General features: G+C 69.1%; 12 protein-coding genes, 1 pseudogene and 1 riboswitch. Of the genes and pseudogenes, 5 read left to right on the top strand and 8 right to left on the bottom strand.

Features of this window, described 5'->3' with window-relative positions:
* Nucleotides 1–51: 51 nt before the first annotated feature.
* Both Q8A52_RS26145 and Q8A52_RS26140 read right to left on the bottom strand, forming a co-directional pair.
* Nucleotides 52–846 carry an amino acid ABC transporter ATP-binding protein gene (locus tag Q8A52_RS26145; RefSeq protein WP_316755800.1) on the bottom strand — a complete coding sequence of 265 codons (795 nt, stop codon included), beginning with the start codon at nucleotides 844–846 and terminating at the stop codon, nucleotides 52–54.
* Complete coding sequence (locus Q8A52_RS26140) at nucleotides 843–1847, bottom strand: amino acid ABC transporter permease (protein WP_316755798.1); 1005 nt, start codon at nucleotides 1845–1847, stop codon at nucleotides 843–845. Before Q8A52_RS26140 ends, Q8A52_RS26145 begins: the two co-directional genes overlap by 4 nt.
* A gap of 456 nt (nucleotides 1848–2303) precedes the next feature.
* Nucleotides 2304–2448, top strand: a riboswitch (SAM riboswitch).
* Nucleotides 2449–2659: 211 nt separating this feature from the next.
* On the opposite strand from Q8A52_RS26140, the gene Q8A52_RS26135 reads away from it, so the two are divergent.
* Nucleotides 2660–3442 (top strand): glutathione S-transferase C-terminal domain-containing protein, encoded by a 783-nt coding sequence (locus Q8A52_RS26135; protein WP_316755796.1) that lies wholly within the window; start codon nucleotides 2660–2662, stop codon nucleotides 3440–3442.
* Between the two features lie 54 nt (nucleotides 3443–3496).
* Here the strand turns inward: Q8A52_RS26135 and Q8A52_RS48935 are convergent.
* The 3 genes and pseudogenes from Q8A52_RS48935 to Q8A52_RS26125 all read right to left on the bottom strand — a co-directional run.
* Nucleotides 3497–3598: pseudogene (locus Q8A52_RS48935) on the bottom strand (sulfurtransferase); the annotation flags it as partial.
* 36 nt (nucleotides 3599–3634) lie between these two features.
* Nucleotides 3635–3808: a hypothetical protein gene (locus tag Q8A52_RS26130; RefSeq protein WP_316755794.1), complete on the bottom strand. Its 174-nt coding sequence runs from the start codon at nucleotides 3806–3808 to the stop codon at nucleotides 3635–3637.
* A gap of 785 nt (nucleotides 3809–4593) precedes the next feature.
* Nucleotides 4594–5058, bottom strand: coding sequence for an NUDIX hydrolase (locus tag Q8A52_RS26125; protein WP_316755792.1), 465 nt, complete (start codon nucleotides 5056–5058; stop codon nucleotides 4594–4596).
* A gap of 722 nt (nucleotides 5059–5780) precedes the next feature.
* Between Q8A52_RS26125 and Q8A52_RS26120 the strand changes: the two genes are divergently transcribed.
* The 3 genes from Q8A52_RS26120 (at nucleotide 5781) to Q8A52_RS26110 (ending at nucleotide 10897) form a co-directional block, all read left to right on the top strand.
* Nucleotides 5781–9038: an NPCBM/NEW2 domain-containing protein gene (locus Q8A52_RS26120; protein WP_408649248.1), complete on the top strand. Its 3258-nt coding sequence runs from the start codon at nucleotides 5781–5783 to the stop codon at nucleotides 9036–9038.
* Nucleotides 9039–9462: 424 nt separating this feature from the next.
* A complete protein-coding gene (locus Q8A52_RS26115) occupies nucleotides 9463–10098 on the top strand; it encodes a carboxymuconolactone decarboxylase family protein (protein ID WP_316755790.1) in 636 nt (211 codons plus the stop codon).
* Nucleotides 10091–10897, top strand: coding sequence for an SDR family NAD(P)-dependent oxidoreductase (locus tag Q8A52_RS26110; RefSeq protein WP_316755788.1), 807 nt, complete (start codon nucleotides 10091–10093; stop codon nucleotides 10895–10897). Before Q8A52_RS26115 ends, Q8A52_RS26110 begins: the two co-directional genes overlap by 8 nt.
* Nucleotides 10898–10963: 66 nt before the next feature.
* Here the strand turns inward: Q8A52_RS26110 and Q8A52_RS26105 are convergent, their stop codons facing one another.
* Complete coding sequence (locus Q8A52_RS26105; protein WP_316755787.1) at nucleotides 10964–11626, bottom strand: TetR/AcrR family transcriptional regulator; 663 nt, start codon at nucleotides 11624–11626, stop codon at nucleotides 10964–10966.
* 59 nt (nucleotides 11627–11685) lie between these two features.
* Between Q8A52_RS26105 and Q8A52_RS26100 the strand changes: the two genes are divergently transcribed.
* Entirely contained in the window at nucleotides 11686–12027 is a 342-nt protein-coding gene (locus Q8A52_RS26100; RefSeq protein ID WP_316755786.1) for a DoxX family protein, read from the top strand.
* Nucleotides 12028–12184: 157 nt separating this feature from the next.
* Here Q8A52_RS26100 and Q8A52_RS26095 read toward each other — a convergent pair whose 3' ends face one another.
* Together Q8A52_RS26095 and Q8A52_RS26090 are read right to left on the bottom strand one after the other, a co-directional pair.
* The gene (locus Q8A52_RS26095; protein ID WP_316755784.1) at nucleotides 12185–12952 is read right to left on the bottom strand and encodes a thioesterase II family protein; all 768 of its coding nucleotides are present in this window, start codon (nucleotides 12950–12952) and stop codon (nucleotides 12185–12187) included.
* Between the two features lie 100 nt (nucleotides 12953–13052).
* Entirely contained in the window at nucleotides 13053–14660 is a 1608-nt protein-coding gene (locus Q8A52_RS26090) for a GMC oxidoreductase (protein ID WP_316756235.1), read from the bottom strand.
* Nucleotides 14661–14703 lie beyond the last annotated feature (43 nt).

The raw sequence follows: 14703 nt of genomic DNA, 5'->3' as shown, positions 1-14703 counted from the left end.
TCCTTGGTGATGAGCGGTGTGCGATGAGAGATGAGGTGGGGCAGGCGGCGGTCAGAGGACTTTGCTGACGAAGTCCCTGGTCCGCTCGTGCTTGGGGTGGTCGAGGACCTCGGCCGGCGGGCCTTGCTCGACGATCTTTCCGCCGTCGATGAAGACGACGCGGTCGGCGATCTCGCGGGCGAAGCCGATCTCGTGGGTGACGATGACGAGGGTGGTACCGCTGGTCGCCAAGTCCTTGATGACGGCAAGGACTTCGCCCACGAGTTCGGGGTCGAGGGCGGAGGTGGGTTCGTCGAAGAGGATGACGCCGGGGCTCAGGGCGAGGGCACGTGCGATGGCCACCCGCTGTTGCTGGCCGCCGGACAGCTGCCGTGGATAGGCGCCGGTCTTGTCGGCCAGGCCCACCCGTCCGAGGAGTTCGCGGGCGATTTCCTGGGCCTCGGGCTTGCTGAGTTTCCCGGTGGCGACCGGGGCGGCGGCCACGTTGTCCAGCACGGTCAGGTGCGGGAAGAGGTTGAAGTTCTGGAAGACGAAGCCGATCCGGCTGCGCTGGGTGAGGATGGCCCGCTCACTCAGCTCCTTCAGCCGCTCCCCCTGACGCCGTACGCCGATCAACTCGCCGTTGACGCTGACGTAGCCGACCTCGGGCTTCTCCAGGTGATTGATGACCCGCAGCAGCGTGGACTTGCCGGAGCCGGACGGACCGAGGATCACGGTGACCTCGCCGGGCCGGACGGCCAGGTCGATGCCGTCCAGCACACGGTGAGTGCCGTACCACTTGTGTACGTCGTGGACCTCGACGGCGGCGGGCGCGGCCGCCAGGGTCCCGGGGGTGTCGGTGCTCATACGGCGGCCTCCCTGCGCGCACGTTCGCGCAGGTCCCGCAGGCCGGTGCGGAGTTTCTGCAACGGGGTCGGCGGCAGGGTGCGGATGGCGCCCCGGGCGAAGTACCGCTCGACGTAGAACTGGACGACGGACACGGCACTCGTGAGGATCAGGTACCAGACGGTGGCGACCAGCAGCAGCGGCACGATGTCGCCGGGGTAGGTGCTGCCCATCGTCTGCACCGAGCCGAACAGGTCGAGCAGCGACACGTAGAACACCAGGGATGTGCCCTTGATCAGGCCGATCAGCTGGTTGACGTAGTTCGGAGTGATGGACCTGAGGGCCTGCGGGAAGACGATCCGGGTGAACTGGTAGCTCTGGGGCAGGCCGAGCGCGGCAGCGGCCTCGTGCTGGCCCTGGTCGACGGAGAGGATTCCGCCGCGCACCACTTCGGAGGCGTAGGCCGCCTCGTTGAGGCTGAGGCCGACGACGGCGACCACCATGTCGGAGGCGAGCCGCGACTCGTCGAAGGTGAAGAAGGCGGGCCCGAAGGGCACCCCGAGGCTCAACGTCTGGTACAGGGCAGAGAAGTTGTAGAGGAAGATCAGCACGACGATCAGCGGCACGGACCGGAACAGCCAGGTGTACACCCAGCTCACCGCACGCAGCACCGGACTCCCGGAGAGCCGCCCCAGCGCGATCAAGATCCCGCCGAGCAGCCCCAACACCGCGCTGAACGCGGTCACTTCGAGGGTGATGACCAGCCCGTCGAGGACGGTGGGGCGCAGGAACCAGTAGCGGAAGCGGTCCCACTGGTAGAACGGGTTGGTCACCAGCCCGTGGGTGATCTGGGCGACCAGCAGGAGCACGGCAGCCGTGATGATCCAGCGGCCGGGACGCCGGAGCGGAAGGACTCGCTGCGCCGCCAGGGGCTTCGGCACGGCGGGGGTGTCGGGGCGGGGGATCGCCTCGGCGGGCGGTGCTGATCCGGAGGACACAGCGATGCCGGGAGGTTCACTCATGGAGGGCTCCATCGGTTACGGACACCCAGGACCGCGGAAAGCGGCAGCACCACACCGCGCGGGAACGGCTCGGCACGAGGCGACGCACGGGTACACGCGATGCGGGGGCTGGGCGGGGAGAGGGCGCACCGCGACAGCGGTGGTCGTCAGAGACTCAGAGAGCCGTCAGCCTTGACAGAGGGCGCGGCAAGCGACCGTACACAGCGCGCTGTTGACGCGCAGCAGGTCGACGGAGCGGTCCGTGCACAGCACGACGCGGCCGCGGAGCCGCCATGCGGCCGTCCCGTCAGCTGCGTACATCGCTGTCACCATCACTTCTCCGCCCCTGGGGCATCTCGGTCTGAGCCGCAAGTTAGGCAGGTACCGAAAAGAATGTCAATCCGCGTGACCACCAGGTGAGACCGCATGCTCGGCCTTCTTGACGGCGTCACGGAGCTCACTGAAACTGACGGGGACGGTCACGATTGTCAGCGCCACGGCGCGGGTTCGCCCCGCTCATGTGGTCATCGGCCCCGGCCCGCTGACAGGCAACCCTTCCACCGCGACGGGGTGCCCCGGGTGACGACCGGGTCCCGCCGGTGCGGCGGGGCAAGCGTGGTCTCGCGTCTCGCGAGCCGGAGGTGGGACTGGTGGGAATGCCCTGGAACGACTTGACGAGGCGCCTGCACATCGATCTGTCGCGGGTCTCCAGCGCTTACTGATCCGCCACCCGTCCGCGCCATCCGGACCGGTGCGGCAAGCTCAGTCGCTCCGCATTCGGCCGCCGGTGCCCACAAGGCGGCGGTAGCTTGCTCGTTCCCAAAGGGAGAGTCATGCCCGAGACAACTTCACCCAGTTCCAGCACAGACAACTCCAATGCCGGCAACCAGAGTTCGTCCGCTTCGGGCCATCGCCCCAGCGCGGCCGTACCGTCCCCCCTCCCCCACCTCTTCCACAGCCGTATCGGCGTCGGTCTGGCCGGCGGCTTCTACCCGGCACCGCACCGCTACGAACTGTTTCTGTCGGGGAGTTGTCCCCGCTCGCTGCGCATCTCCATCAGCCTCGACCTGCTCGGCCTGAAGGACTCGGTCGCCACCACACTCCTGGCTCACCCCGCCGAGACACCCGACGCCTTCGCCTCACTGCGCCGCGCGTACGAAGCCACGGTGCACCACTACGACGGACCACTGAAGGCGCCCGCGCTACGCGACCGGTGGAGCGGGCGCATCGTCAGCAACCACACCCCCGACATCCTCCGCGACCTCGCGGGCCTGCTGTCCGGTCACGACGGAGCCTGCCCCTCCGCGCTGCGCCCGCCAACCCTCGCCGCGGACATCGACGCCCTCTGTGACCTGCTGGATCGGGATGTCACCCCGGTCGCCGAGTCCTCAAAACGATCGGCGGCACTGGAACTGTTGGAGCGTCGGCTCGCCGGGCAGCCGTATGCGCTGGGCGAGGCTCTGACGGCAGCGGACGTAGACCTGTGGGTGGCGCTCGTCCATCTCGGCCCGGCCGACACCCTCAGCTCGCACCCCCGGCTCCGGGACTACGTACGCCGGCTCGGCAACCACCCCGCCTTCCCGGCCAGGACCGACCCGGTGCCTGACGCGGCGTGAGCCCAGCACACAGGTGCCCGTCGCGAGCGGCCAGGACGGATCCTGGGACCATTCCTCCAGGGAACCGTCATACAAGGCGATGTCCCGACGGCCCAGGAGCGTGAGGGCGAGAACCGTGCCGACGGCGGAGATGCCGCCTCTGCAGTAGAGGATCAACGGTGGCTCGTCGCCCTTGAATACCGTGCCAACGCGTTAGGCGAGTTCGGTGGCGGGCAGGAACCGGCCCGGGCCGTTCGCCGACGACACGGCGGCCGACGCCCCCGGGGGTGCGGCGTTCACCTCACCGTCCAGCAGCGCATCGGCACTGCCCATGATGATCTCGGCGTGCGCGTGCCGGTAGACGTCCAGCTCCGTGATCGGCCGCACCCAGGTCGAACCGCGGCAGGCGGGTCGGAGATGTTGTTCACGCCCTTCCTGACCAGGAGGTCGTGTTGCGTGACCGTCGACAGTGCGAGGCGGGCGGCACCAAGCTGCGCCGCGCCAACGGCCTCGTCGGTGCTGTGATCGTGACCACCGCCCGGTACACCTGGACGCCCGGCGGCGGTCCCAAGGTCACGCCGCCCGAGGACGACGCTCACTCGGGCGCAGCCAGGAGGAGCTGGAACCGCGTGTCCTGGCCGCACTCGCCCACCCGGTCGGATCGGCGAGGTCACCCTGCAGCTGTCCGCGAGGGTAGGACGTGGCTGGGCCCGGGACGGTATGACGGCGCAGCAGCTCCTCGAGACGGTCGTCCAGGACATGCACTGAGCCAAGACACTCCGCAAGACGGTGCGGCTGTCGCACGGCTGAGCCGCCACCGGGGAGGACCACGAGGAGAACACCGGAGGGGAGCCGGTTCTCCTCCTACCACGGGTGCCGCCGTTCCGGGGGAACGGCGGCACCTGCTTGGACGAAACCCTTGTCCGGGGCCTCGACGCGGCCACGCAAGGACTCCAGGACGGAGAGCCTCTCGTTGTCCAGCCAGTCGGCCCGCCGGCTCCCCATGCCCGATCGTGACGCCGCTTCAGGTCAGTCCCCCTATTCGGCGTGCCCTCCACGACTCGTCGAGGCAAGCGCGCATCAACCCCTGGTAACGGCGTCCGGCTGCTTCGCGGCAGCATCCGAATACGCGATAGGGCCCGGCAGGAACTGCTCGTCCAGGCCTGCGCGCACTACGCCGGCGCGCCACCGGCTCGGTCCAACTCCGCCAGCAACCGAGGCCAGGTGGCCTCAAACCCGGGGTGCAGACGAAGCGAGCCCATCTCGGCGGGCGTGCACCAACGGTAGGCGGCTCCCTCCCCGTCTCCACGGCGTGGAGAAAGCGGCGCCAGGAGGTCCGCGACGACGGTGTGATACGTCCATCCGCCGTGGTCGTCCACGAACGTCAACAGGTGACGTACCGTCGCAGCAGTGCCCAGTTCTTCGACGAACTCCCGGCAGGCCCCCTCCCACGGACTCTCGCCGATGTCCAGCGCACCGCCGGGGATGCCCCAGCTGCGGCCGTGATGAACCCACCAGGATCGCCGCTGAAGCAGGAACCGGGGCCCCTGACGCACCAGCAGCCCTGCCGCGCCATGCGGGCCCCAGTGGCGGCACCCTCGCCGGTCTCTGACGTATCCGCGGCTGCTGTCGACCATGCTGCCTCCCCCATACGGCGCGCCACCGAACAACAAACTCAACCCGGCGACCGCCTCTCACCCCAAACAAGTCCACCCCCGAACCTGTCACACGGCACCGCTTCCAACACGCCGAACTGTTGGAAACAACGCGCACATCGAACCAGTAACGGGGCCGTTCCTGGCGCCGAACATCGCCCGGAGGCGATCCCTTCGGGCCACAGCCCGAGACGATCGTGGATGCTGCTGGATACCTGCGTCAGCGTCCGAATTCTCGGCTCCGACCGCCGCCCCAACACCCCGGGCCGAGTCAGGAAACGTGCAATCGAATCATCCGTGCAGGTCAGCGGCACGACACCCACTCAGGTTGCTCCGCTATCGGACTCGCCGGCTGCGGATTCAGTCCGTTGTAGCAGAGTTGACTCTCCGACACCTTGCGAGGAACATCTCCGCAGGTCAGGGGCCCTGCTGAAGTGGAGCCGGTGGGACGCGAACCCACGGCCGACGGATTTTCCTCGGCGATTGCTCCAACTCAGAGGGGAGCCTCGAACCCATCCGCAGCGAGCTTCCATTCCAACGCGAAGTGACTCCGCCTCCGGCGGGACAGAGCCTCATCGGCCGTAATCGCATGAGCTAGGTGCAACCTTCTATTGAATATTGTCTGGACCATTGTCTGACTGCGTGGGCTCCTGTAGCACTGTGCGCGGAGCTGTTCCTTCCGTCACCCCACACCGGGAGAGCGCATGTCCCAGTCCGTACGGAGCCGTGCGCCCAGACTGGGCGGCGTGCTCCTCACCGCACTCTTGCTGCTGTCCGCCACGGCAAGAGCCGGGGCCGACGGTGTCGGCGCCGGCGACACCGCCACCACCGTCACCGTGGACGACTCGGTCCAGGGAAGCGGTCGGGACCAGTTCGACTACCACGGCTCCGGCTGGGGCCACGCGCGCGGCGAAGGCGCGCCCGCCAATCCCTATGAGGGCACCAACAGTTGGACCGAGCACGCCGGCGACTCGGTCGACTTCACCTTCACCGGCACCCAGCTCACCTTCCGCGCGGTCACCGACCCCGGCCATGGCATCGCCGCCGTATCCGTCGACGGGAGCACCCCCGTCGACGTAGACCTCTACAGCGCCACCCGCACCGGCGACATCCCCTTGTGGACCAGTCCCAGGCTGGCCGACGGCCCGCACACCTTCACACTCACGTCGACCGGCCGGAAGAACGAGGCCTCCGGTGGCACCGCGGTGACCATCGACCGCATCGATTTCGTCGGTGAGGCACCCGTTCCGGGCAGGACCGACATCATGGTGGACGGCTCCGGCACCGGGCGCACCTTCGACGGCATCGGCGCCATCAGCGGCGGCGGAGGCAACTCGCGGCTGCTCATCAACTATCCCGAGCCGCAGCGCGGCAAGATCCTGGACTACCTCTTCAAACCGGGCTACGGCGCTTCCCTGCAGCTGCTCAAGGTGGAGATCGGCGGCGACACCAACTCCACCGACGGGTCCGAGCCCAGCATCGAGCACACCAGAGGGAACGTGCACTGCGACAGCGGCTACGAGTGGTGGCTGATGGAGCAGGCCAAGAAGCGCAGCCCGCATCTCAAGCTCTACGGCCTCGCCTGGGGCGCCCCCGGCTGGATCGGCAACACGGACAACTCCCCGAGCGGCGGCCACTTCTGGTCCCAGGAGATGATCGACTATCTGACCGCCTGGGTGGGCTGCGCCCGGCAGCATGGCTTGGACATCGACTACCTGGGCGGCTGGAACGAGCGCGGCTATGACACCGCCTGGTACGAGAAGCTGCACGCGGCGCTCGCCGCCCGGCACCTCCCGGTGCGGATCGTCGCGGCCGACTCGGGCCTGGACGTCGCGGACGACATCGTCTCCGACCCGGACTTCGCCAAGTCCGTCGACGTCGTCGGCGTCCACTACCCCTGCGAGGGCGGCGACGGCGGCACCGCGAACAGTTGCCACAGCTCGGCCAACGCCCAGACCACCGGCAAGCCCCTGTGGGCCAGCGAGAACGGCTCCCTGGACGAGAACACCGGCGCCGGCGCCCTGATCCGCTCCATCACCCGCGGCTACCTCGACGGCAAGTTCACCGCCTACCTCAACTGGCCGCTGCTGGCGGCCATCTACCCCAACCTGCCCTACGACACGGTCGGTCTCGCGGTGGCGAACCAGCCGTGGTCCGGGGCGTACGACATCGGCACCAGCCTCTGGACTACGGCCCAGGTCACCCAGGTCACGCGGCCGGGCTGGACGTTCGTCGACAAGGCAAGCGGCTACCTCGGCGGGGACCGGACGGGCGGCAGCTACGTCACGCTGAAGTCGCCGGACGACTCGGCGTACAGCACCATCCTGGAAACCTCCACCGCGAGCAGCGCCCAGACCGCCGACTTCACCGTCACCGGTGGACTTCCGACCGGCACGGTGCACATCTGGGCCACCGATCTCAAGTCCGGCAGCACCTCCGGCGGTTTCGTGCACACCGGTGACGCGACCCCCGAGAACGGGCACTTCTCCCTCACCCTCCAGCCCGGCTACGTCTACTCCCTGACCACCACCACCGGCCAGGGCAGGGGCGACGCCGTCAGCCCACCGCAGGGCCACCTCGCGCTCCCCTACCGCGACTCCTTCGAACCGAACACCCCGGGGAGGGAGGCGAAGTACCTCTCCGACATGCAGGGTTCCTTCGAGACCGTGGGGTGCGGGGGCGGGCGCCCGGGCCGGTGCGTCCGGCAGATGGCCGCGCAGCAGCCCATCGAGTGGCAGGACGACAGCGACGCGTTCGCCCTCCTCGGTGACACCGGCTGGAAGAACTACACGGTCAGTTCGGACGTCTACCTGGAGCAGCCCGGCACGGTCGAACTCATCGGCCGGGCGGGCGAACAGCAGCGGCCGCAGTCCCACCAGGCGGGCTACTTCCTGAAGGTCCGCGACAGCGGCACATGGTCGGTGATCAAGAGCGACACCAGCGGCCGACTGACCACACTCGCCGACGGCACCACCCGGGCGCTCGGCACCCACCGCTGGCACAGACTCGGCCTGAGCTTCAGCGGTACCACGATCACCGCGAGTATCGACGGCAGGCAGGTCGGCGCGGTGGACGACTCCGCGTACGCCTCCGGGCAGGTCGGCATCGGCGTGGTCGGCTACCAGACCGACGAGTTCGACAACCTCAGCGTCACCCCCGTACGGCACCCGGCCGAGCCCCCGGCCGCACTCGCCGCGGACCTGCCGTCGACAGTCCACCGGGGTGAGTCGGCGACCTTCAAGGCCACCTTTGCCGTCCCGGCGTCGGACGACGCGGCCACCGACCTCACGCTGCGGCCCGGTGCCCCGGCCGGCTGGACGGTCGCCGCCACCACACCGACGACCTTCTCGAAGATCGCACCGGGCCACTCGGTCACGGCAAGCTGGACCGTCACCGCTCCCACGGCCTCCGACACCCCCGTCTCCGTCACCTTCTCGCCGCTCGCCACGTATGGCCGCGGCGGCGTGCAGCACTGGACGTACGGCACCGCGAAGACCGAGGTGCCGATCCCGCCGCCCACCGGGAGCCCCTACCTGAGCGACCTGTCGTTCGTCTCCAGCAGCAACGGCTGGGGCCCGGTGGAACGCGACACCTCCAACGGCGAGCAGGCAGCGGGCGACGGACAGCCGATCACGATCCGCGGCACCGTCCACGACAAAGGTCTCGGTGCCCACGCCGACAGCGACGTGGCGTTCTTCCTCGGCGGCAACTGCAGCCGGTTCACCGCTACCGTCGGCATCGACGACGAGGTCGCGCCGTACGGCTCGGTCACCTTCTCCGTGATCGCGGACGGCCGGACGCTGACCACGACCCCCGTCCTCACAGGCACTGCACAGCCCCTGCCATTGGACCTCGACGTGTCCGGCGCCCAGAACCTGCACCTGGCGGTCTCGGACGGCGGCGACGGTAACGCCCACGACCACGCGGACTGGGCAGACGCCCGGCTCGGTTGCGCAGGGTAGGGCGGAGCAGCACAGGCCCCCTCGCAGAGCCTTCCCGTTGCTTGCGTCCTGTCAGCGGGCAGGCAGGGCGGCGGCAACCCGGTCCGCCGCCGCGTTGAGCTCCGCGCAGTCCACCGTTGCTTTCCCAGCACCACCGCAGTGTGGTCATGGCGTGCAAGTGAGGTCACGTCGTGGGCCGCACCCATAGTCGGCCGGAGCCGGTGGTGGGCAGCGGGCACCTGGCACGGGCGCCTTGCCATGTGCTCGCACCCGTCGTGGGCACTACCTGGTCCCTGCATCCTGCCAGCTTCCGAATTCACAGTCCCGGCCGTCAGGCCGAGCCACCTGGAGTGGCCATGCCCCACGCGCTGTGAGGTTCCGGGCGCAGCGCCTCCAACGTTCGAGTTCACTTGCTAAACGTTCAGCCAGTTTCTACTGTGTGCGTATGGACGACGCCACGACAGAGGTACCTGACGCGCCCCATGGCCACTTCCCAGATGGCAGCCGCCTCCCCCGCATCGCGCCGCTGCCGGAGGACCGCTGGGACGCGCGGCTAGGACGGCTTCTGGCCACCGCTCCACGGGACCCGGGAGGGCAGGTGCCCAACATCTTCACCACCTTGGCCCGCCACCCGGACCTCTATGCGCGGTTCATGCCGTTCGGCGGGCAGCTGCTGCGTGGCGGGCTGTTGCCGGGAAGGATCAGGGAGCTACTGATCCTGCGCACCGCGCACAACACCGGGGCCGCCTACGAGTGGGGACGTCATCTGCCGCTGGCCGAGGCCGCCGGGATCTCGGCCGCGGACGTCCAGCACATCACCCAGGGCCCGGACGCCGTCGGGTCGACGGACCTCGAGAGGCATCTGCTGCGGGCCGCCGACCAGCTGCACCGCGACGCCCGGATTTCCACCGTGACCTGGGAAGCTCTCGCGTCCCACTTCGAGGAAGCAGAGCTGATAGAGATCACCATACTCATCGGCCAGTACCACATGCTGGCGTTCTTCCTGAACTCCGTCGGCGTGCAGCTGGAGCCGGGCTTCGACCGGACCGGCACCGGGAAGGAGGCATGCACCGATGACTGAGCAGCGGAGCCCGGAGAGGGAGGCGCGCCGTCTGGCCGGCCGTAAGCTCCTGGTGATCGGCGCCGGCACCCGTCCGGACGGGGATCCGCAGGCACCCGTCGGCAACGGGCGGGCCCTATCCGTTCTTGCCGCCCGTGAGGGAGCGAGTGTGGCGTGCGCCGATATCGCACCCGAGGCGGCCGCAGCGACCGCCCGGCTTGTCACCGCCGAAGGCTCCCCCGGGGTCGCCCTGGTGGCTGATGCCACCGACCCCGAACAGGCCGCCGCGTTGGTCGCCGAGGCCGCCCGCGAGCTCGGCGGTCTGGACGCACTCGTGGTGAACGCAGGCATCGGGCTCGGCGTTGGCCTGGCCGGCTCTTCGCCCGAGGACTGGGACCGCGTTCTCTCGCTCAATCTGCGCGCGCCCTTCCTGGCCGCGAAGTACGGCCTACCGACGCTGAGCGACGGCGGCGCCATCGTCTTCATCGGATCCGTTGCCGGACTGCGCGCCGCCACCGGCTCGCCCGCGTACGACAGTTCCAAAGCGGGTCTGATGGGTCTGACCCGTCATGTCGCCAAGGAAGGCGCGGCCCGGTCAGTCCGCGCCAACGTGGTCGTACCAGGCTTGATCGACACCCCGATGGGACGTCAGGCATCAGCAGCACGCACCTCCAGGACCACATCCTTCGCCCGGATCCCACTCGGTCGGCAGGGCACAGCGTGGGAGGTGGCGGACGCGGTCACCTTCCTGCTCTCCGACCACGCCTCCTACATCACGGGCCAGCAGCTGGTGGTGGACGGCGGCCTGAGTGCGGTCTGACCACAGTTCGGCAGCCATCCGGCCGGTGCGCGGGCAGACTCCCGCAGACCACACCTGCCGTCGGCGTCAGCCGGGCTTCCGGTCCGGAGTGAGTGCCAGGAGCACCATGTCGTGCGCCGCGCGGCCGATCTCCTCCAGGTGGGCGCGCGAGGAGTCCAGCTGGTACTGGAGCAGTACGCCGCGCGCGAGGCTCTCCAGAAGGAATCCTTGCGCGCGGGGCTCCAGGTCGGGGCGGATGCTGCCGTCGGCTACGCCACGCCGGATGTCGTCCTCCACGCCGGTGCGGACCAAGTCAAGTTGGCCGCCCAGGGGCCCCTTGGCGGTGTCCCCCGGGCTGCCGACCGCCTCGACGAGCAGGCTCAGCAGCGCACGCGCCCGGACACTGGGGCCCGGCTGGGCCAGACTTGAGAAGTACTGCTCCAGCTTGGCCAGCACGGCCTCGAGCCCGGTCATCCGGTCGTATCCGGGGAGCGTCCGGAGCCGGTCTACAAAGACCTCGCGGATGTCGTTGATGACCGCTTCAACGAGCCCAGCCTTGGACTCGAAGTGGTAGTTGACCATGCCCCGACTGACCCCGGCGCGATCACCGACGTTCTTCACCGTGAGACCGCGGTAGCCCTCCTCGGCGAGGATCCCCAGCGCACCGTCCAGCAGTCTGCGCCGGGAAGCCTCCCGCTGGTCGTCGCGCATCGTCGGGAGGGGGCCGGTCGTCGTCGTGGGATCGGTCATCACCCCAGCAGTATCCCATCCGCGACTGCCCCCTGCTCGAAAGGTGACTTGTGGACGTCTTGCGCATCATCCTGGCTGTAACCACTGGCCCGATATTTGTCTTCACCGGGGGGATCAAGATCTACGGGCTGCGCCGGTCCCTGCAGTACCGCGACCACTTCGGCATGTCGCCCTCGCTGTGGCGGGCGATCGGTGTGCTGGAGGCCGCGGGGGGCTTGGGGCTGCTCGGGGGGCTGGCGGTCCGGCCGCTTGGGGTCGCGGCCGGCGCGGGACTGTGCGCGTTGATGTTCGGCGCCGTGCTGACGCACCTGCGGGCCAGAGATCCGATCGCTGTGGTGGCCTCCGCCTCGGGCGTTCTGCTGCTTGCTTCGATGTCCGTTGTGTGCGGCATCGCTGCGTGACTCCGCCACGCGCTGGAGCGGGGGAATAACCAGCTGCGCCCTGCCGCGCGCACCTGGTAGGTAGAGCGCTTCGGGTTCCTGGACCAGGCGGTCGACGCGGTCGGCGACCCCGCATGAGCCGGACATGACATCACGGTGGGACATGCCAGGCCGGTCCTCATGTCCGGTCGGGCACCTCCAGCTGGGCGGCCATGAGGCGGACGATTTCCGGCTGATGCTGGGCCAGGAAGAAGTGGCCGCCCGGGAAGACCTTCAGCGTGAAGGGGCCGTCGGTGTGCCCGGACCAGGCGGCGGCCTCCTCCACGGTGACCTTCGGGTCGTCGTCGCCGACGAGGCAGGTCACGGGGCAGCGCAGGGGCGGCCCCGGTTCCCAGGTGTAGGTTTCGGCGGCGCGGTAGTCCGCCCGGATGGCCGGGAGGATCATGCGCAGGACTTCCTCGTCGCCCAGCAGTTGGGGGTTGGTGCCGCTCAGGCCGCGCATCTCGGCGACGAGTCCGTCGTCGTCGCGCAGGTGGACGGTCTCCTCGCGGTGCGTGGACGGGGCGCGGCGGCCGGAGACGATGAGGGTGGCGGGCATGATGCCCCGCTCATGCTCCAGCCGTCGGGCGATCTCGTAGGCGAGGGAGGCGCCCATGCTGTGGCCGAACAGGGCGATGGGTCGGTCGGCCCAGGGCAGGAGGGCCTCGTAGACCTTGTCGGCGAGCGCCGGTACGGAGTCCAGGAGCGGTTCGGTGCGGCGGTCCTGGCGGCCGGGGTACTGCACGCACAGCACGTCGACGTTGTCGGGCATGGACCGGGACACGGGGAAGTAGAAGCTGGCGGAGCCGCCCGCGTGGGGCAGGCAGACCAGCCGGACGCGGCTGTCGGGGCGCGGGTGGAACCTGCGGATCCAGCGGCCGTTGTCCTCGGTGAGCGGGGAGTTCACGGGAGCGTTCCTTTTCGGTTTCGGTTCGGCCGCCCACCATGGCGGGGCGTTCGCCGGGAGGAGAAGGGGCGGGGCGCGGGCGGGCCCCGCCCCCCGCGGATCAGGAATCCGCGACGTCCTGCTTGATGATGCGCTCCACGTTCCGCTCCGCCAGCGCCGTGATGGTCACGAACGGGTTGACGCCGATGCTGCCGGGGATGAGCGAGCCGTCGGTCACATAGAGGTTCTTGTATCCGGCGACGCGGCCGTAGTTGTCGGTGGCCTTGCCGAGCACGCAGCCGCCGAGCGGGTGGTAGCAGAAGTCGTCGGCGAAGGCCTTGATCTGCTTGCCGAAGAGGTCGTACCGGTAGATGGTGGCGTTGACCTTGTTGATGCGGTCGAACAGCGACTTCGCGGCCGCGACCGCGGGTGCGTTCTGGTCCCGGGTCCAGCGCAGGTCCGCCCGGTCCTTGGCGATGTCGTAGACGAAGGTGCCGCGCTCCGGGTTCTTGGTGATGGCCAGGTAGAGGCTCGCCCAGGTCTCGACGCCCGCCGGCAGGGGGGCGATCTCGGCGAAGACGGGGGCGTCAGGGTTGTCCCAGTCGTCGATGCCGAGGGCGGGGATCGACGACTGCTTGGTGCCCGTGGGGTTCCACATGTGGTTGGCACGGGCGGTCATGATGTTGCCGTTGGGGCCCCAGCCTCCGCCGACCTCGGAGCTGAGGTTCGGCAGAGTTCCGGTCTCCCGGGCACGTAGCAGCAGTTCGGTCGAGCCGAGGCTGCCGGCGCCGAGGAAGAGGTGGCGGCAGGAGACCTCCTTGGTCGCGAGCAACCTGCCGCCGGTGTCCCTCTGCTCGACGGTCAGCAGGTACGTGCCGTCATTCTGCTGACGGATCGTCTTGACCTGGTGCATGGTCTCGATGGTGACCTTGCCGGTGCCCAGGGCGGCCGCCAGGTAGCTCTTGTCGAGTGAGATCTTGCCGTGGTTGTTGCCGTAGATGACCTCGGCGGCCAGCGCGGACTTGGTCACCGCGCCGTCCGCCTCACGGCGCATGTAGTCCCAGTCGTAGACGTTGGGCACGAAGGCGGTGCTCAGGCCCGCATTCGAGGCCTGCTGGCGCGAGACACGCGCGAACGTGTACCACTCGCTCTGCTCGAACCAGCTCTTGTCAATGTTGTTGACCCGGAGGGTGGAATTCGCCCGCGGGAAGTACTTGGTGTACATCTCGTCGGCGTCGACCTGGGGCAGCACCTCCTCGAAGTACGAGCGCCGGGGCGTGACCGCCATGCCGCCGTTGACGAGTGAACCGCCACCGACACCGCGTCCCACGTACACGGACATCTGGTCGAAGTTGACCCGGTCCAGTACACCCGCGTAGGGCTCGATGTCCCGGTTGGCGAGGTCGAGCCACAGGAAGGAGCCGAGCGGAGCCTCGGTGCGGGTCTTGAACCAGCTGGAGCGCTTGTCGGGCTTGAGCATCCCGCAGAATACGTTGCCGTCCGGACCGGGCTGGTTCCACAGCCGGCCCATCTCCAGCATCAGGGTGGGGACCCCCGCCTCGCCGAGACGCAGTGCGGAGACGGCTGCGCCGTAGCCGGTGCCGACCACGACGGCGGGGAAGAACGTGCCGCCGGAACCGCTGGTTGCGGTGGCAGCGACCGCCTGGGGGGCGGTGATCGTGGTCCGCCCCGCGAGTGCGGCGGCGCCCAAGGCCGCCAGGCCGAGCATGCGGCGGCGCGACAGGGGCTGGTGTGCAATCACGCTGTGTCTC

Source organism: Streptomyces herbicida, assembly GCF_032656585.1.
Lineage (GTDB): Bacteria > Actinomycetota > Actinomycetes > Streptomycetales > Streptomycetaceae > Streptomyces > Streptomyces herbicida.
This window is presented reverse-complemented; position numbering and strand designations above follow the sequence as displayed.